We start from the raw sequence: 17,920 nt of genomic DNA, 5'->3' as shown, positions 1-17,920 counted from the left end.
TCATTATTGGTTTAACGTGTTAGATGCTTATTTAGCGTTTAGCGTTTAGCGTTTAGCGTTTAGCGTTTAGCGTTTAGCGTTTAGCTACTTAGCAACTGACTCATTGTTCATCTTAGCTGGAGCCTTAGATGCGTTAACCAGTAGGATACCAACGGTGAGTACCATCGAACCACATAGTAGGAACAACAAGCGTCCTGTCGGTTCGTTTGGAATCAGAGCCATTGCTAGGATACCGAAACCTGCTGTGCTGATAAGCTTACCAAGCATTGAACGCTGTTTAGTATCTAGGTTTTGTTGCTCTTCACCTTCCGCTACTAGCGGTGTGTTCCAGTTAGTGAATAGTTGGTCAACTTCTTTCTCACGTTCAGGCGATAGGCCTTTGTAGAAGCGAGAAGTCATGATGAAGTAACCACCAGTGAACACTACGTGAGCTGCTAAGCTTAGACCAACTTTCAAGTCGCTCCATTCACGGCCAGTCAGTGCTGTTTCTAGACCAAATAGGTTCTCGATGTCTTCTGCTTGAAGAGAGATACCGAAGATGTAAGAAACGAAACCACCAACCACTAGAGTAGACCAACCAGCCCAGTCAGGTGTCTTACGAATCCACATACCTAGTAGTACAGGGATAAGCATTGGGAAGCCAATCAACGCACCTACGTTCATCACGATATCGAACAAGCTTAAGTGACGTAGAGAGTTAATGAACAGACCAATCGCGATGATGATAACACCCATCATGATAGTCGTTAGCTTACTTACAATAACCAGCTCTTTCTGAGTTGCGTTTTGACGAAGAACTGGGCTGTAGAAGTTCATTACAAAGATACCAGCATTACGGTTCAAACCTGAATCCATAGAAGACATCGTTGCAGCGAACATTGCTGACATAAGAAGACCAACCATACCTGCTGGCATTACGTTCTGTACGAATGCTAGGTAAGCAGCATCACCGGCTTTGTCGCCCATTGATGTGTATTGCTCAGCAAACTCAGGCATGAATGCACTTACGTACCAAGGTGGTAGGAACCAAATTAGTGGACCAACAACCATAAGGATACATGCTAGGCCTGCCGCTTTACGTGCGTTTTCACTGTCTTTCGCACATAGGTAACGGTAAGCGTTGATGCTGTTGTTCATTACACCGAACTGCTTCACGAAGATGAACACAACCCAAAGGATGAAGATGCTCATGTAGTTTAGGTTGTTACCTAACATGAAGTCGCCGTCGAAGTTAGCAACGATGTTAGTTAAGCCACCACCGTGGAAGTAAGCTGCAACCGCACAAGTAATTGTCACGGCCATGATTACAAGCATTTGCATGAAATCAGAAGCAACAACCGCCCAAGAGCCGCCCGTTACTGCCATCAATACTAGAACCATACCCGTTACCACAATGGTTGCTTCCATTGGGATGTTGAATACAGCTGCTACGAAGATAGCTAGACCGTTTAGCCAGATACCTGCAGAGATAAGGCTGTCCGGCATACCTGCCCATGTGAAGAACTGTTCAGACGTTTTACCAAAGCGCTGACGAATAGCTTCGATCGCCGTTACCACACGAAGTTGGCGGAACTTTGGAGCGAAGTACATATAGTTCATGAAGTAGCCAAATGCGTTGGCTAAGAATAGGATTACAATAACGAAACCGTCATTGAACGCGCGTCCTGCGGCACCTGTAAACGTCCATGCTGAAAACTGTGTCATGAAGGCAGTTGCACCAACCATCCACCACAACATTTTGCCGCCCCCTCTGAAGTAATCACTAGTCGACGTGGTGAACTTACGGAACATCCAACCAATAGCGATTAAAAAGAAGAAGTAGGCGAGAACAACAAAAGTATCAATAGTCATCTTTTCAGCCTTTTAAATATCATAATTAACTGGGCTTAGATTAACGCGTCCCAAGGTTTATTTGTACTACAATATGTCTTTAGTATGATCCAGGTCGCATTGATTTTTATCTGCTTGCGTCGGTATTGTTTAAGTTGTTGTTTTTAAATGGCTAAATTGTTCGCCCAATTTGTTTTAGATTCAAAATAAATTGGAGTTCAAATGTTTATATGTATTACAATATAAGCAGCAAGCTTTCAGTTTGCCTTATTTATAAGATTTTAATTATAACCGTAACAAATATGCTACAAGTGGGCGTGATTTTACGATGGAATTCACGTTAAATTTCAATACTCAATCGCTAAGTCATGTTTCCGGCTTTTAAGTGTAGCTTATTGTTTTTAAGTCTTTATTTCTGTTTCGCGTTTCCCATTTCTTTTTGATTTGACCACGGCTTTAGCGTTTGGCCTCTTAGCTTGTCTAATGGGCGGAAATAAGAGTGGGAAGCCGCGCTATCTATAACAATAGCTTCAGGTTTAGGCGTTGTGTCTCTTGATGGCGGTCTCGATGATGCTGGATTCCATTGAGATGACTTCTCTGAGTATAGCTTTCCAAGCAAAGCAAGCGCTCTGTGAAGCGTTAAGATAGCATGCTACGTAATATCATCGAGTGTGAAGCTGGTGGGTAGTTTGATTAACAGGAAGGTATTGGAGAGGTCTTAATTGGGCGTAAACGTCGGGTTGAGCAGGGGATACCCTAAGTTGCTAAGTTCTCCAAACTTCCGGATACCGATAACGGCAAATACTGAACCCGCGGAACTTTAGAAAACAAAAAGCCCCACCGAGGTGAGGCTTTATCACTAAATCTGAAACAGATTAAGCGTTAACGTGATCAACTGCGTCACGAACAAGCTTGCCTAGTTCGTCCCACTTACCTTCGTCGATAAGGTTAGTTGGAACCATCCAAGTACCGCCACATGCAAGTACAGAAGGGATAGATAGGTATTCGTCTACATTCTTCAAACTCACACCACCAGTAGGCATGAATTTAACAGGGTAAACCGCTGTTAGTGCTTTAAGCATACCAGTACCGCCAGAAGGCTCAGCAGGGAAGAACTTCAGCGTGCGAAGACCCATTTCCATTGCTTGCTCAACTAGGCTTGGGTTGTTAACACCCGGTACGATTGCAACACCTTTGTCGATACAGTATTGAACAGTGCGAGGGTTGAAACCTGGGCTTACGATGAAATCAACGCCCGCTTCGATAGATGCGTCAACTTGCTCGTTAGTCAGTACTGTACCTGAACCGATTAGCATGTCTGGGAATTCTTTACGCATGATACGAATCGCTTCGATTGCACATTCTGTACGTAGTGTGATTTCTGCACATGGCATGCCGTTTTCAACCAGTGCTTTGCCTAGGGGGATGGCATCTTCAGCACGGTTGATAGCGATTACAGGGATTACTTTTAGGTTTGCTAGTTGTTCATTTAATGTAGTCATGAATTCTTTCTCACGTTAATAATGGGCCTGCTTTCAACTAAGCAAACCCTTGATTAATAGTTAAAGTGCGCAATTATAGAGACAAATCAGGCGTCGCTTCTAGAGGAATGATAGCACCTGGATGCTGAATTACAGTCCCTGCCACAATATGGCCAGCCAATGCTGCATCGCGCGCGTTGCCACCGCTCAAGCGTTTAGCTAAGAAGCCTGCACTGAACGAGTCGCCAGCGGCTGTTGTATCAACAATGTTGTCTACTGGGTTTGGTGCAACGTACTGAGCGCTTTGGCTTTCAACCACTAGGCAGTCTTTCGCGCCACGCTTAATGATGATCTCTTTCACACCAGACTCAGACGTACGTGCAATACACTGTTCAATGCTTTCGTCGCCATACAACTCTTGCTCGTCATCGAACGTAAGTAGTGCTGTGTCGGTGTACTTAAGCATTTTCAAGTACCAAGAAATCGCTTCTTGTTGGCTTTCCCACAGTTTAGGACGGTAGTTATTGTCGAAGAATACTTGGCCGCCTTGAGCTTTGAATTTGTCTAAGAAGTTGAATAGCTGCGAGCGTCCATTTTCTGTCAAGATAGCAAGCGTAATACCACTTAGGTAAACCGCGTCAAAAGAGAATAGCTTATCAAGTAGAGCAGGCGTGTCTTGCTGATCAAACATGAATTTCGCAGCAGCGTCACTACGCCAGTAGTGGAAACTACGCTCACCAGTTTCATCGGTCTCGATGTAGTAAAGCCCTGGTTGTTTGTGATCAAGCTGAGCGATTAAGCTCGTGTCGATACCCTCTGCTTGCCACTTTTCCAACATGTCGACACTGAATGGGTCAGTACCTAACGCCGTTACATAGCTTGTTTGGATATCTTGCTCTTTTGTTAAGCGTGACAGGTAAAGTGCTGTATTCAGTGTATCGCCACCAAAACTCTGCTTAAGCCCGTCTTGTTTCTTTTGTAGCTCAACCATGCACTCGCCAATGACCGCGATGTTTAATGATTTCATATGCTTACCTTAGCAACTGAGGTTGCGCTATTCATTATTTTAGGAAATCTTCACGCGCAGGGTTGAAGATATCAAGAAGGATGCTGTCTTGCTCTAGAGCAACGGCACCGTGCATCATGTGTTTACGAGCAAAGTAAGCATCGCCTTCTTTAAGCACTTTCTTCTCGCCTTCGATTTCAGCTTCGAAGCTACCACGAACTACGTAACCGATTTGGTCGTGAATCTCATGAGTATGAGGGTGGCCAATCGCGCCTTTATCGAAACATAGGTGAACAGCCATAAGATCGTCAGTGTAAGCAACGATTTTACGCTTAATGCCGCCGCCAAGTTCTTCCCATGGGTTTTCATCTAGAATAAAGAAAGAGTTCATTGTGTATCTCCTAATCTGTTTAAATCTTTTAAGTGTTACTTAACTGTGTTCATCATAAGGGAATGACTTCAATTGTAATACAATATATCTAAAATTGTGTGATACCGATCAAGCGATACTTTATATAGCCTAAATAAATCAACAACTTAACAAATGCCTGTTATTTACCATTCGCTATCTACATCAATGACTTACAGTGATTTATGTGATTCTACTCATCATTTAGCACTGAATTGCTATAATTAAAGCTCATATTGTATTACTTTATATGGAGTTTGAAAATTTAATCAAAGTTTAAGCAGATAAACTCTTTATTGAGGGTGACAAAGAATATGACGACTAAACCAGTATTGTTGACTGAAGCTGAAATAGAGCAACTTCACCTTGAAGTAGGCCGTTCTAGCTTAATGGGCAAAACCATTGCAGCGAACGCGAAAGACCTAGAAGCGTTCATGCGTTTACCTATTGATGTTCCTGGTCACGGAGAAGCGGGTGGTTACGAACATAACCGCCACAAGCAAAACTACACGTACATGAACTTAGCTGGTCGCATGTTCTTGATCACTAAAGAGCAAAAGTACGCTGACTTTGTTACAGAACTACTAGAAGAATACGCAGACAAATACCTAACGTTTGATTTCCACGTACAGAAAAACACTAACCCTACAGGTCGTTTGTTCCACCAAATCTTGAACGAACATTGCTGGTTAATGTTCTCAAGCTTGGCTTACTCTTGTGTTGCTTCGACATTGACACAAGAGCAGCGTGACAACATTGAGTCTCGCGTTTTCGAACCAATGCTAGAAATGTTCACAGTTAAATACGCACACGACTTCGACCGCATCCACAACCACGGTATTTGGGCTGTAGCCGCTGTGGGCATCTGTGGTCTTGCTCTTGGTAAGCGTGAGTACCTTGAAATGTCAGTCTACGGCATTGACCGTAACGACACTGGCGGCTTCTTAGCGCAAATCTCTCAACTGTTTGCACCTTCTGGCTACTACATGGAAGGTCCTTACTACCACCGTTACGCGATTCGCCCAACTTGTGTATTCGCTGAAGTGATTCACCGTCATATGCCTGAAGTGGATATCTACAACTACAAAGGTGGTGTGATTGGTAACACGGTACAAGCGATGCTGGCGACAGCGTACCCGAACGGTGAATTCCCAGCTCTGAACGATGCATCTCGCACAATGGGCATCACAGACATGGGTGTTCAGGTGGCAGTGAGCGTTTACAGCAAACATTACTCATCTGAAAACGGCGTTGACCAAAACATTCTTGGTATGGCGAAGATTCAAGACGCAGTTTGGATGCACCCATGTGGTCTTGAGCTATCTAAAGCTTATGAAGCGGCGTCTGCTGAGCAAGAAATCGGTATGCCTTTCTGGCCAAGTGTTGAATTGAACGAAGGCCCTGAAGGTCACAACGGCGCACAAGGCTTTATCCGCATGCAGGATAACAAAGGCGACGTTTCTCAGTTAGTGATGAACTACGGTCAACACGGCATGGGTCACGGCAACTTCGATACGCTGGGTATTTCTTTCTTCAACCGCGGTCAAGAAGTGTTACGTGAATACGGTTTCTGTCGTTGGGTTAACGTGGAGCCAAAATTCGGCGGCCGCTACCTAGACGAAAACAAATCTTACGCTCGTCAAACGATTGCTCACAACGCAGTAACGATTGATGAAACATGCCAGAATAACTTTGATGTTGAACGTGCAGACGCAGTACACGGCTTACCACACTTCTTCAAAGTAGAAGACGAGCAAATCAACGGCATGAGTGCGTTTGCTAACGATCACTACCAAGGTTTTGACATGCAACGCAGCGTGTTCATGCTAAATCTTGAAGAGTTGGAATCTCCGTTACTATTGGATCTTTACCGCTTAGATTCTGAGAAAGGTGGCAAAGGCGAACACCAATACGACTACTCACACCAATATGCTGGTCAGATTGTTCGTACTAACTTTGAATACCAAGCAAACAAAGAGTTGAACACGCTGGGTAGCGACTTTGGTTACCAACACCTATGGAACGTAGCAAGCGGTGATGTGAATGGCACGGCACTAGTGAGCTGGCTACAAAACAACACCTACTACACGTGGTTAGGTGCAACGTCTAACGACAATGCTGAAGTTATCTTTACTCGCACTGGCGCGAATGACCCAAGCTTCAACCTACGTTCAGAACCTGCTTTCATTCTACGTAGCAAGGGCGAAACAACACTGTTCGCTTCTGTTCTAGAAACGCACGGTTACTTCAACGAAGAGTTCGAGCAATCAGTCAATGCTCGCGGTGTTGTGAAAGACATCAAGGTTGTAGCGCATACAAATGTCGGTTCAGTCGTCGAAATCAGCACAGAGAAATCAAACGTGACAGTGATGATCAGCAATCAACTTGGTGCGACTGACAAGACTGAACACAAGGTAGAGCTGAACGGCAAAGTATACAGCTGGACAGGCTTCTACTCAGTAGAGACAACGTTACAAGAAACAAATTCAGAAGAACTTAACACTGCAGAGCAGGGGAAATAATAATGAGCTATCAACCACTTTTACTTAACTTTGATGAAGCAGCAGAGCTTCGTAAAGAACTTGGCAAGGATAGCCTTTTAGGTAACGCATTAACTCGTGACATTAAACAAACTGACGCTTACATGGCTGAAGTTGGCATTGAAGTACCAGGTCACGGTGAAGGCGGCGGTTACGAGCACAACCGTCACAAGCAAAACTACATCCATATGGATCTAGCAGGTCGTTTATTCCTTATTACTGAGGAAACAAAGTACCGTGATTACATCGTTGATATGCTAACAGCGTACGCGACGGTATACCCAACATTGGAAAGCAACGTAAGCCGTGACACTAACCCTCCGGGTAAGCTGTTCCACCAAACGTTGAACGAGAACATGTGGATGCTTTACGCTTCTTGTGCGTACAGCTGCATTTATCACACTATCTCTGAAGAGCAGAAGCGCCTTATCGAAGACGATCTTCTTAAGCAAATGATCGAAATGTTCGTTGTTACTTACGCACATGATTTCGATATCGTACACAACCACGGTCTATGGGCAGTGGCGGCGGTAGGTATCTGTGGTTACGCGATCAACGATCAAGAATCTGTAGATAAAGCACTTTACGGCCTGAAATTGGACAAAGTAAGCGGCGGTTTCCTAGCGCAACTTGACCAACTGTTCTCGCCAGACGGCTACTACATGGAAGGTCCTTACTACCACCGTTTCTCTCTACGTCCAATCTACCTGTTCGCGGAAGCGATTGAACGTCGTCAGCCAGAAATCGGTATTTACGAATTTAACGATTCAGTGATCAAGACAACGTCTTACTCTGTGTTCAAAACTGCATTCCCAGACGGCACATTGCCAGCTCTGAACGATTCATCGAAGACGATCTCTATCAACGATGAAGGCGTTATCATGGCGACGTCTGTGTGTTACCACCGTTACGAGCAGACTGAAACTCTGCTTGGTATGGCTGATCACCAAAAAAATGTTTGGGTTCATGCTTCTGGTAAAACACTGTCTGACGCGGTTGATGCAGCAGACGATATCAAACCATTCAACTGGGGTAGCCTGTTTGTAACAGACGGCCCTGAAGGCGAAAAAGGCGGCGTAAGCATCCTGCGTCACCGTGACGAGCAAGACGACGACACAATGGCGTTGATCTGGTTTGGTCAACACGGCAGCGACCACCAGTACCACTCTGCACTAGACCATGGTCACTACGACGGCCTGCATCTAAGCGTATTCAACCGTGGCCACGAAGTACTGCACGATTACGGCTTCGGTCGTTGGGTAAACGTTGAGCCTAAGTTTGGCGGTCGTTACATCCCAGAGAACAAGTCTTACTGTAAGCAGACGGTTGCTCACAACACAGTAACGGTTGATCAGAAAACGCAGAACAACTTCAACACAGCATTGGCTGAGTCTAAGTTTGGTCAGAAGCACTTCTTCGTAGCAGACGACCAGTCTCTACAAGGTATGAGCGGCACGATTTCTGAGTACTACACTGGCGTAGATATGCAGCGCAGCGTGATTCTTGCTGATCTTCCTGAGTTCGAAAAGCCGCTAGTAATTGATGTTTACCGCATCGAAGCTGACGCTGAGCACCAGTACGACTTACCAGTTCACCACTCGGGTCAAATTATTCGTACTGACTTTGATTACAACATGGAAAAAACGCTTAAGCCATTAGGTGAAGACAACGGTTACCAGCACCTATGGAACGTTGCTTCAGGTAAAGTGAACGAAGAAGGTTCTCTCGTAAGCTGGCTACATGACAGCAGCTACTACAGCCTAGTAACCAGCGCTAATGCGGGCAGCGAAGTTATCTTTGCTCGCACTGGTGCTAACGATCCAGACTTCAACCTTAAGAGTGAGCCTGCGTTCATTCTACGTCAGTCTGGTCAAAACCATGTGTTTGCTTCTGTATTGGAAACACACGGTTACTTTAACGAGTCTATCGAAGCCTCTGTAGGCGCTCGTGGTCTGGTTAAATCAGTGTCTGTTGTTGGCCATAACAGTGTCGGGACTGTTGTGCGCATTCAAACGACATCTGGCAACACTCACCACTACGGTATTTCAAACCAAGCTGAAGATAAGCAGCAAGCAACTCACACAGTTGAGTTTGCTGGTGAGACATACTCGTGGGAAGGGTCATTTGCTCAACTGTAAATGATCAATATACATACTGTTTAACGATGGTGTGTGCTGATGTGGTGCTTTGCGGGAACGAAGCGCCATATCAAGTTCGGTTGTAAAGGTGTTCACATCTAAGTAACTGAACGAAACTAAAGTCGATGACAAAGAATATCGGAAATAAGTCAAACCGAGTAACTCGTTGCGAGTTGCTCGGTTTTTTTATGTCTGCGATTTGAGAGTCATTCTTTCACGCGCACTGGAATTGACCGTGGGTAATTAGAGTTGCTCTAAGATAACAAGAGTGAGCCGAAGATAATCAGAGTGGACTAAAGTTTAGATTGGAGACTAATCGACAAGGGAATCAAGCATGAAGGGATTAATGGCGATTTTGATGATTTCAAGCGCTGCTTATGTCAATGCAGAAACCGTAGTTAAGAACAGCACCGAGGAATTTGTGCGCTATCAATATCAAGACAAAATCAGTTATGGGAAGTTAGTTAAAGGCGATGTGTTACCAATCAGTGGCGATATCTTCGGTGAGTATTCAGTCGCAAAAACCTCGATTCCTCTTGAGTCAGTCGAAGTATTGTTACCTACAACGCCTGAAAAGGTGTTTGCGGTCGGCATGAACTTCGCTAGTCACTTAGCATCACCTGCCGATGCGCCTCCCCCTATGTTTCTTAAACTTCCTTCTTCTTTAACCCTCACCGGCGAAGTGATTCAAGTGCCACCGAAAGCGAAGAACGTTCATTTTGAAGGAGAGCTGGTGATTGTGATTGGTAAGGAGTTGAGCCGTGCCGGTGAAGAAGAAGCCGATCAAGCGATCTTTGGCGTCACCGTGGGCAACGATATTACAGAAAGAAGCTGGCAAGGGACGGATTTACAATGGTTACGAGCGAAAGCATCCGACGGTTTTGGCCCAATTGGTAATACGATTGTTCGTGGTGTCGATTATAACAACGTGCGACTGACCACACGTGTCAACGGCGAAGTTGTGCAGCAAGAAAATACCTCGTTCATGATTCACAAGCCTCGAAAAGTCGTCAGCTATTTGAGTCACTATTTTACTCTCAAGCCGGGCGATCTTATTTTTATGGGCACACCGGGCAGAACGTTTGCGTTATCCGATAAAGACCAAGTGAGTGTTACCATTGAAGGGGTAGGGACTGTCGTCAATGAAGTGCGGTTCTAAGCGAGGGTTTGCCTGTAAAGTCTTAACAAACGAAAAGCCTACTCACTGAGTAGGCTTTGATCTTATTGACTAGCGAACCGTCTATTTGACGTTGTTTTATTATTTAGATAAGGGCTTTTCGAGCTTTGGCTGCCAACCATTCTGAGAAGATAACCGTTACGAGAATCGCACAGAAAATCACAGTCACTTGAGGCCATGCCAGCATCGCCATCGACTCTTGCAGTTTCAAACCGATACCGCCTGCGCCGACCAAACCTAATACTGTAGATTCACGAATATTGATGTCCCAACGGAACAGGCTCGTACCGATGAAACTTGGCATCACTTGAGGAAGAATGCCGTAGTTCAACACTTGCAGTGGAGATGCACCTGTTGATTGAATCGCTGACATTTGTGTTGCGTTCACTTCTTCAATTGCTTCGTACATCAATTTAGCCACGAAACCAATCGAGCGTAGCGCAATCGCGATAATACCCGCCAACAAACCTGGGCCGATGATCGCCACTAATAGCAAAGCCCAAATTAACGAGTTAATTGAACGGCTTGCCGCGATGATGAACAGCGCAATAGGTCTGATAAACGTCATGCTTGGTGTCGTGTTACGTGCCGCTAAGAATGCAACCGGAAACGCCAGTACGATCCCTAACAATGTGCCAAGTGTTGCGATGTTAATGGTGTCCCACAAAGGGCTCCAAAGTGATTCTAAGTAGCTCCATCTCGGCGGCCACATACGTGAAGAGATATCAGCAAGTTGATTCGGTGAGTCAGTCACAAAGTACCAAATCGTATCCTTGTTCATGACTTGCCATGCAAAAACGGTCAAAGCGACAAAGCAAAGCCAGCCGATCCAGAGCATTAGGCTCTGTTTACTGTCGTAACGCTGCCATTGGGTACGATTCATGGCGCTTGAAGGTGTGTCATTTAGCGTGCTCATTGGTCGTTCCTTACTGCACATGCTTACGGATGATGGTCGATAGGTATTCACACAGCATCACGATCACGATAATAATCAATAGAATAGCGGCTGCGGCGCTGTACTCGTAACGGTCCATTGCTGTATTCAACGTTGCGCCAATACCACCTGCGCCAACAATGCCAATCACGGCAGACTCACGGAAGTTGATGTCCAGTCGGTACATCGAAAGGCCGATAAAGCGCGGCATAACCTGCGCTTGAATCGCATAGTTCACCTGTTGTAGCCAACTTGCGCCAGTCGCACGCATTGCAGTGAGTGGTGCTGGGTCAATGGCTTCAATCTCATCAGCAAACAGTTTTGCAAGAAAGCCGATGGTCGCGAAGGTTAGCGTGACAAAACCTGCAAAGGTACCAAAGCCAAACAGTGCCACACACAAAATCGCAACGATGATCTCTTGTAAGCTACGAGCGATTGAAATAAACGCACGACAGAATAGGTAAACAGGCGTCGGAGCAAGGTTTTTGGCTGCGCCTAATCCGAATGGGATCGAAAGAATGACACCTGCCACGGTTGATGTGAGTGTCATGGTTAAGCTCTCAATCAAACCTTGTGAGATGTTGTTCCAACGACCACCAAAATCTGGGTTCATGAACGCTAAAATGAACTGCCAACCGCGCTCGCTGCCTTCGTAGATTCGAGTCCAGTTTATGTGCACCGACTGGGTTGCAAGGTATAAGTACACTGCAACAATGATGATCAAACTCCAACGCAACCATAGGTTAGAAATCAGTGGCGGCTTGGTCCATTGTGTTGAATATTGCTTTGCTAGGCGCTGAGTTTGATTTGGATATGGTTGAGTCATATTGTTGCCTCAGACAAGCGAGGGTTCGTGATGATCAGATCATCTTCCTCTTCTTCTGCTTGTTGGCTCCAATCTTCTTCACCATAGATCTGTGTCAGTACGTCTTCGGTGAGTAGATTTGGCTTGTCATCAAACACTACACAACCTGCATTCAGGCCGACAACGCGATCCACAAACTGTTTGGCTAACTGAACATCGTGAATATTGATGATCGCAGGGAGCTGTTGCTCTGAACAAATCTCGCTGATCAAGCGCATGATTTGGCGCGCAGTACGTGGATCAAGTGCTGCTGTTGGCTCATCAATCAACAGTAATTTTGGTTTCTGAGCAAGTGCTCGTGCAATACCAACGCGTTGGCGCTGACCACCCGACAGAGCATCGGCTCTCTTATTGGCGTGTTCTAACAATCCAACACGGTCGAGTAGGGCATAAGCGGCTTGGATATCCGACTCTGGGAAGCGGCGAGTGAAGCTTTGCCAGAAATTCACATACCCTAAACGGCCTGAAAGCACGTTTTCCATTACCGTTAAACGCTCAATCAGTGCGTACTCTTGGAAGATCATCCCAATCTCGCGGCGTGATTGTCTTAGTTGGCGCTTAGAAAGCGTTTCTAGGTTGGTATTGGAAAAGATAACTTCGCCGCTGGTGGGCTCGGTGAGTCGGTTAATACAACGAATAAGTGTTGATTTTCCGGCACCAGATGGGCCAATCAATCCAACTACTTCGCCGGCATTCACCGATAAGCTAACGTTGGTCAGGGCTTTATCAGAACTGGAGTAGTGCTTGGTAAGCCCTTTAAGGGTAAGAGTAGACATAGTATTCCTATAAGACCGGTGTACTAAGTGTTCGCCTAAGGCTGAAATGGGAAGTAAACCGCGGAGAGTGGTGAGTAACTGCAGGCACATGTACCTGCAGCTATCTTTATTGTGTTACGGGTTTCGCGTTTGAATCGGTTAGCTACAGGTGTAAGACACTTTGTTTGCTGTATCGATAGTACGAATTACTTCCCAGTGCTCTTGGTAAGTGATTGGAACAAATTTCGCTTCGCCGTTACGCTCAAACTCTTCTTGAAGCTTTGTGCCTTCCCAATCGAAAGTGAAGAAGGCTTTTTGAATCTTCTCTTGCAGCTCTGGCGTTAGGTTGTGTGCTGTGCCGTAAGCCGTTGTTGGGAAGGTTTGAGACTTGTAGATACTCTTGATTTGGTCTTCTTTCACAACTTCACGTGAAAGCATGCGGTTCAATACAGAGTTAGCAACCGCTGCTGCATCGTAGTCTTTGTGCGCAACACCTAAGATAGAGTTGTCGTGCGCACCAGAGAATGCAGGTTTGAAATCACGGTCAGGTTGAAGTTGGTATTCAGCATCCAAAATCGCAGAAGGTGCTTTAAAGCCAGAGTTAGAGGTTTGCGCTGTGAATGCCAGGTTCTTACCTTTTAGGTCTTCTACTTTCTCAATGCCAGAACCTGGGTGGGTGATGATTTCCATTTCGTAACCGAAAGAGCCATCTTCCGCAGCCATCATGGTGAATGGTGCGAAGCCTGCACAGTTAACTGCCAGTGGTGTAGAACCTGTGTTGAAACCCGCGATATGAAGACGACCTGAACGCATTGCTTCGATTTGAGCTGCGTTATTTTGAACAGGGAAGAAACGAACCGTCTTTTTCGTTGTTTTTTCAAGGTGGCTCAAAAACTCGCTCCACACATCAGCGTATACTGCTGGGTCTTCAACTGGCGTATAAGCAAAAATTAGCGTGTTTGGATCCACCCATTGTGATTCATCTTGAGGAACATCGGCGACCAAGTTGCCAGAGCGATCTTCGTATCGTGTATCCATTGCTAATGCAGAACCAGAAAAAATCAGCGCAGCAGTAATAGCGCTTTTAAGCGTGAGATTCGTTTTTGTCGGTTTCATTATTTCAGTCCAATTGAGTGATTTGTTGGGAGGGAGTATAGAAATCGAGGATGACAGAACCGATGCGTTTTGATGACGGATTTATGAATGGTGTAACATAATGTTTCTGGCTGGGTAAGGTTAGGCACTTTGTAAGTGTTTGATTAGTTGAGTAAATTAGTGGGTTATTATTCGTTGCCATTTTACTCAATTGGCGATAGGTTGAAATACTGTTATAGTGATCCTTAAATAATACATAAACATAACATAAGTGAACTTATGGTTAGCACTTTTAATTCAATTTCGGGCTCGAAGCGCAGCCTGCACGTGCAAGTAGCGCGTGAAATCGCTCGTGGAATCTTGTCTGGTGAACTTCCACAAGGTTCTATTATTCCTGGTGAAATGGCGTTGTGTGAACAGTTTGGCATCAGCCGAACGGCACTTCGCGAAGCTGTTAAACTACTGACTTCTAAAGGTCTGTTAGAGTCCCGCCCGAAAATCGGTACTCGTGTAGTGGATCGCGCCTACTGGAACTTTCTTGATCCTCAGCTGATTGAATGGATGGATGGTCTAACCGACATAGACCAATTCTGTTCTCAGTTCTTGGGCCTTCGCCGTGCGATTGAGCCAGAAGCGTGTGCACTAGCAGCAAGATTTGCAACGGCAGAGCAACGTATCGAGCTTTCAGAGATCTTCCAAAAGATGGTAGAAGTGGATGCTGCTGAAGTGTTTGACCAAGAAAGTTGGACAAACATAGATATCCGTTTCCATAGCTTGATCTTCAATGCGACAGGCAACGATTTCTACCTGCCGTTTGGTAACATCCTGACGACCATGTTCATGAACTTCATCGTGCACTCTTCAGAAGAGGGCAGCACATGTATCAACGAACACCGCAGAATCTATGAAGCGATTATGGCTGGCGACAGTGAAAAAGCACGTACAATGTCAGCTGCGCACCTGCAAGATGCTAACCACCGCTTAGCAACCGCAAGCTAAACACGGTTTTCAGCTTCATTTGAATTACTTACAGGTTCAAATGCTCTGCATATAGTTCTAGTTAACTCTTGATGAGCCTAGACAAAGTTTAAAAAGGTATGCCATGTGCATGCCTTTTTTTGTTTCTAGGGCTCGTGTTGCACCATGGATAGCACTGTTTTGGTTCACTTCTATTGACCGGTTTCTTGGTTGAATTCTTACCTTCTTACCTCCTTAACTAACCCCTAGCTTTTGTCTTTTTCCGCGCCTCAATTTAGAAGAAGTTACGCCGGAAATGCATTCCGCTACACGCTACAAGTTCGCCAAAATAATTATGCGCTAGCTGTGATTTTTCATCCCACTATATTTTGAAATAACTAAGGTCATAACCGGAATTTTGGCTTCTCTATTTTTATATTTAGGTTGAATTCTAATGAAATTGAGCGCTCTCGATGAGCGAAAATCAATGGTTTATTGTGTGATAAATGTCGGCGATTTGGTGGGTTGTTGGATTTTGTTATTTTTAAAGATTTTATATTTATATGTGTTTGGTTGTATTTGTTATTAAGTGTGAAAAGTCTCGTTTTATTTTAAGCTGTTGATTTAAATGGTATTTGTCGATAAGAAAGCAAAGTTGGTGCTTCGTTATCCCAAACCGCAGTTATTTCCTTGATGAATTAGCCATATTCCATCCTATGTCATATATATAATTAACTTAATCAATCAAAATAAGATCACCATCACTTATTTGGATTATTGTACTACAAATGAAGTTTCAGGTTTCCTATAGTGCTCGTAACAAATTACAACGGACAAAGGATACACGATGGAACTCAACACGATTATTGTCGGCATTTATTTCCTATTCTTGATCGCGATAGGTTGGATGTTTAGAACATTTACAAGTACCACCAGTGACTACTTCCGCGGGGGCGGTAACATGTTGTGGTGGATGGTTGGTGCAACCGCCTTTATGACCCAGTTTAGTGCATGGACATTCACCGGTGCGGCAGGTAAAGCGTATAACGATGGTTTTGCAGTCGCGGTCATCTTCGTAGCCAACGCATTTGGTTACTTCATGAACTTCGCATACTTCGCGCCTAAATTCCGCCAGCTACGTGTAGTAACGGTAATCGAAGCTATCCGTATGCGTTTCGGCGCAACGAACGAGCAAGTATTCACTTGGTCTTCAATGCCTAACAGTGTTGTTTCTGCGGGTGTTTGGTTAAACGCACTGGCAATCATCGCTTCTGGTATCTTCGGCTTCGACATGACAGCGACTATCTGGATTACTGGCTTGGTTGTATTGGCGATGTCAGTAACAGGTGGTTCATGGGCGGTAATCGCATCTGACTTCATGCAGATGGTTATCATCATGGCGGTAACCGTGACTTGTGCTGTTGTTGCGGTTGTTCAAGGCGGCGGTGTTGGTGAAATCGTAAATAACTTCCCAGTAGCAGAAGGCGGTTCTTTCCTTTCTGGTAACAACATTAACTACCTAAGCATCTTCAGTATTTGGGCATTCTTCATTTTCGTTAAGCAGTTCTCTATTACTAACAACATGCTTAACTCTTACCGTTACCTTGCGGCTAAAGATTCAAAGAACGCGAAGAAAGCAGCGCTACTAGCATGTGTGCTAATGCTTTGTGGTGTATTCATCTGGTTCATGCCTTCTTGGTACATTGCAGGTCAAGGTGTCGACCTAGCAGCAGCTTACCCAGATGCAGGTAAGAAAGCGGGTGACTTTGCATACCTATACTTCGTACAAGAGTACATGCCAGCAGGTATGGTTGGCCTTCTTGTTGCCGCTATGTTTGCAGCGACAATGTCTTCAATGGATTCTGGTCTAAACCGTAACTCAGGTATTTTCGTTAAGAACTTCTACGAACCAATCGTTCGTAAAGGCAACGCGACAGAGAAAGAGCTAGTAACGGTTTCTAAGATTACTTCTGCCGTGTTTGGTATCGCTATCATCCTTATCGCACAGTTCATCAACTCGCTTAAAGGTTTGAGCCTGTTCGATACAATGATGTATGTGGGCGCACTTATCGGCTTCCCAATGACAATTCCAGCATTCCTTGGCTTCTTCATTAAGAAGACACCAGACTGGGCAGGTTGGGGTACGCTAGTGGTCGGTGGTTTCGTTTCTTATTACGTAGGTTTCGTTGTTAATGCTGAAATGGTGTCGTCAGTCTTCGGTCTAGAAGAGCTAACAAGCCGTGAATGGTCTGATGTTAAGGTTGCTATCGGTCTAATCGGTCACATTACACTGACAGGTGGTTTCTTCATCCTATCTACTCTGTTCTACAAGCCATTAACTGAGAAGCGTCAGGCTGACGTTGATAAGTTCTTCGGCAACCTAGCAACGCCACTTGTTGCTGAGTCAGCGGAACAGAAGAAGCTAGACAACAAACAGCGTGAGATGCTTGGTAAACTTATCGCAGTTGCGGGTGTTGGTATCATGCTGATGGCAATGCTTCCAAACCCAATTTGGGGACGCCTAGTCTTCATCCTATGTGGTGTGATAGTTGGTGGTGTTGGTATGCTGCTGGTTAAAGCTGTCGATGATGGCGGCAAGCAAGCGAAAGCGGTCGCTGAAAGCTAATACATAGAAAATGTTTAATAGAATGCGATGCTCGAGAGGGCATCGCATTTTTTTTGCTTTGCAAAGCTGGAACACTGTTAGGCTAGGAAGTCTAAATCTCGCTCGCT

At 45.0% G+C, this 17,920-nt stretch carries 13 protein-coding genes; 5 read left to right on the top strand and 8 right to left on the bottom strand.

The annotated features are described in order from the left end of the window. Positions 1-84: 84 nt before the first annotated feature. The 4 genes from FLM53_RS01425 to FLM53_RS01410 form a co-directional block, all read right to left on the bottom strand. Positions 85-1,851, bottom strand: a complete 1,767-nt coding sequence (locus tag FLM53_RS01425; protein ID WP_123304909.1) for a sodium:solute symporter family protein — start codon at positions 1,849-1,851, stop codon at positions 85-87. 854 nt (positions 1,852-2,705) lie between these two features. Next, the gene (locus FLM53_RS01420) at positions 2,706-3,332 is read right to left on the bottom strand and encodes a bifunctional 4-hydroxy-2-oxoglutarate aldolase/2-dehydro-3-deoxy-phosphogluconate aldolase (protein ID WP_017069898.1); all 627 of its coding nucleotides are present in this window, start codon (positions 3,330-3,332) and stop codon (positions 2,706-2,708) included. A 73-nt stretch (positions 3,333-3,405) separates the two neighbouring features. Continuing rightward, positions 3,406-4,338 carry a sugar kinase gene (locus FLM53_RS01415; RefSeq protein WP_176681014.1) on the bottom strand — a complete coding sequence of 311 codons (933 nt, stop codon included), beginning with the start codon at positions 4,336-4,338 and terminating at the stop codon, positions 3,406-3,408. A 34-nt stretch (positions 4,339-4,372) separates the two neighbouring features. Further along, positions 4,373-4,708: a cupin domain-containing protein gene (locus FLM53_RS01410; protein ID WP_009846518.1), complete on the bottom strand. Its 336-nt coding sequence runs from the start codon at positions 4,706-4,708 to the stop codon at positions 4,373-4,375. A gap of 332 nt (positions 4,709-5,040) precedes the next feature. Here FLM53_RS01410 and FLM53_RS01405 point away from each other — a divergent pair, with 332 nt between their 5' ends. The 3 genes from FLM53_RS01405 to FLM53_RS01395 all read left to right on the top strand — a co-directional run bounded on the left by FLM53_RS01405 (position 5,041) and on the right by FLM53_RS01395 (position 10,563). Continuing rightward, positions 5,041-7,248, top strand: coding sequence for a heparinase II/III family protein (locus FLM53_RS01405; protein WP_176681015.1), 2,208 nt, complete (start codon positions 5,041-5,043; stop codon positions 7,246-7,248). A 2-nt stretch (positions 7,249-7,250) separates the two neighbouring features. Further along, a complete protein-coding gene (locus FLM53_RS01400) occupies positions 7,251-9,404 on the top strand; it encodes a heparinase II/III family protein (protein WP_176681016.1) in 2,154 nt (717 codons plus the stop codon). A gap of 334 nt (positions 9,405-9,738) precedes the next feature. Then, positions 9,739-10,563 carry a fumarylacetoacetate hydrolase family protein gene (locus tag FLM53_RS01395; protein ID WP_176681017.1) on the top strand — a complete coding sequence of 275 codons (825 nt, stop codon included), beginning with the start codon at positions 9,739-9,741 and terminating at the stop codon, positions 10,561-10,563. 103 nt (positions 10,564-10,666) lie between these two features. On the opposite strand, the gene phnE (FLM53_RS01390) is transcribed toward FLM53_RS01395, so the two are convergent. From phnE (FLM53_RS01390) to phnD, 4 genes are all read right to left on the bottom strand, one after another. Continuing rightward, entirely contained in the window at positions 10,667-11,497 is an 831-nt protein-coding gene (gene phnE / locus FLM53_RS01390; protein ID WP_123304919.1) for a phosphonate ABC transporter, permease protein PhnE, read from the bottom strand. 10 nt (positions 11,498-11,507) lie between these two features. Then, the gene (phnE, locus tag FLM53_RS01385; RefSeq protein ID WP_176681018.1) at positions 11,508-12,341 is read right to left on the bottom strand and encodes a phosphonate ABC transporter, permease protein PhnE; all 834 of its coding nucleotides are present in this window, start codon (positions 12,339-12,341) and stop codon (positions 11,508-11,510) included. Continuing rightward, positions 12,338-13,156 carry a phosphonate ABC transporter ATP-binding protein gene (phnC, locus tag FLM53_RS01380; RefSeq protein WP_123304921.1) on the bottom strand — a complete coding sequence of 273 codons (819 nt, stop codon included), beginning with the start codon at positions 13,154-13,156 and terminating at the stop codon, positions 12,338-12,340. The genes phnE (FLM53_RS01385) and phnC overlap by 4 nt, the downstream gene beginning before the upstream one ends. A 138-nt stretch (positions 13,157-13,294) precedes the next feature. Then, positions 13,295-14,251: a phosphate/phosphite/phosphonate ABC transporter substrate-binding protein gene (gene phnD / locus FLM53_RS01375; RefSeq protein ID WP_176681019.1), complete on the bottom strand. Its 957-nt coding sequence runs from the start codon at positions 14,249-14,251 to the stop codon at positions 13,295-13,297. A gap of 258 nt (positions 14,252-14,509) precedes the next feature. Here phnD and FLM53_RS01370 point away from each other — a divergent pair, with 258 nt between their 5' ends. Both FLM53_RS01370 and FLM53_RS01365 read left to right on the top strand, forming a co-directional pair. Continuing rightward, positions 14,510-15,229 carry a FadR/GntR family transcriptional regulator gene (locus FLM53_RS01370; RefSeq protein ID WP_123302284.1) on the top strand — a complete coding sequence of 240 codons (720 nt, stop codon included), beginning with the start codon at positions 14,510-14,512 and terminating at the stop codon, positions 15,227-15,229. Positions 15,230-16,034: 805 nt separating this feature from the next. Then, on the top strand, positions 16,035-17,813 hold the full coding sequence (locus tag FLM53_RS01365; RefSeq protein WP_176681020.1) for a transporter: 1,779 nt from the start codon (positions 16,035-16,037) through the stop codon (positions 17,811-17,813). The last annotated feature ends 107 nt before the right edge of the window (positions 17,814-17,920 follow it).

Source organism: Vibrio sp. Scap24, assembly GCF_013394185.1.
Taxonomy (GTDB): domain Bacteria; phylum Pseudomonadota; class Gammaproteobacteria; order Enterobacterales; family Vibrionaceae; genus Vibrio; species Vibrio pomeroyi.
The sequence above is the reverse complement of the archived record's forward strand: the minus strand, read 5'-3'. Positions and strand labels throughout refer to the sequence as shown.

Excerpts from the sequence above, each read along its gene's own strand:
- phnC (WP_123304921.1), bottom strand. The coding sequence starts at position 13,156 with ATGTCTACTCTTACCCTTAAAGGGCTTACCAAGCACTACTCCAGTTCT.
- FLM53_RS01420 (WP_017069898.1), bottom strand. The coding sequence starts at position 3,332 with ATGACTACATTAAATGAACAACTAGCAAACCTAAAAGTAATCCCTGTA.
- FLM53_RS01365 (WP_176681020.1), top strand. The coding sequence starts at position 16,035 with ATGGAACTCAACACGATTATTGTCGGCATTTATTTCCTATTCTTGATC.
- FLM53_RS01415 (WP_176681014.1), bottom strand. The coding sequence starts at position 4,338 with ATGAAATCATTAAACATCGCGGTCATTGGCGAGTGCATGGTTGAGCTA.
- FLM53_RS01370 (WP_123302284.1), top strand. The coding sequence starts at position 14,510 with ATGGTTAGCACTTTTAATTCAATTTCGGGCTCGAAGCGCAGCCTGCAC.
- phnD (WP_176681019.1), bottom strand. The coding sequence starts at position 14,251 with ATGAAACCGACAAAAACGAATCTCACGCTTAAAAGCGCTATTACTGCT.
- FLM53_RS01395 (WP_176681017.1), top strand. The coding sequence starts at position 9,739 with ATGAAGGGATTAATGGCGATTTTGATGATTTCAAGCGCTGCTTATGTC.
- phnE (WP_176681018.1), bottom strand. The coding sequence starts at position 12,341 with ATGACTCAACCATATCCAAATCAAACTCAGCGCCTAGCAAAGCAATAT.
- phnE (WP_123304919.1), bottom strand. The coding sequence starts at position 11,497 with ATGAGCACGCTAAATGACACACCTTCAAGCGCCATGAATCGTACCCAA.
- FLM53_RS01405 (WP_176681015.1), top strand. The coding sequence starts at position 5,041 with ATGACGACTAAACCAGTATTGTTGACTGAAGCTGAAATAGAGCAACTT.
- FLM53_RS01425 (WP_123304909.1), bottom strand. The coding sequence starts at position 1,851 with ATGACTATTGATACTTTTGTTGTTCTCGCCTACTTCTTCTTTTTAATC.
- FLM53_RS01410 (WP_009846518.1), bottom strand. The coding sequence starts at position 4,708 with ATGAACTCTTTCTTTATTCTAGATGAAAACCCATGGGAAGAACTTGGC.
- FLM53_RS01400 (WP_176681016.1), top strand. The coding sequence starts at position 7,251 with ATGAGCTATCAACCACTTTTACTTAACTTTGATGAAGCAGCAGAGCTT.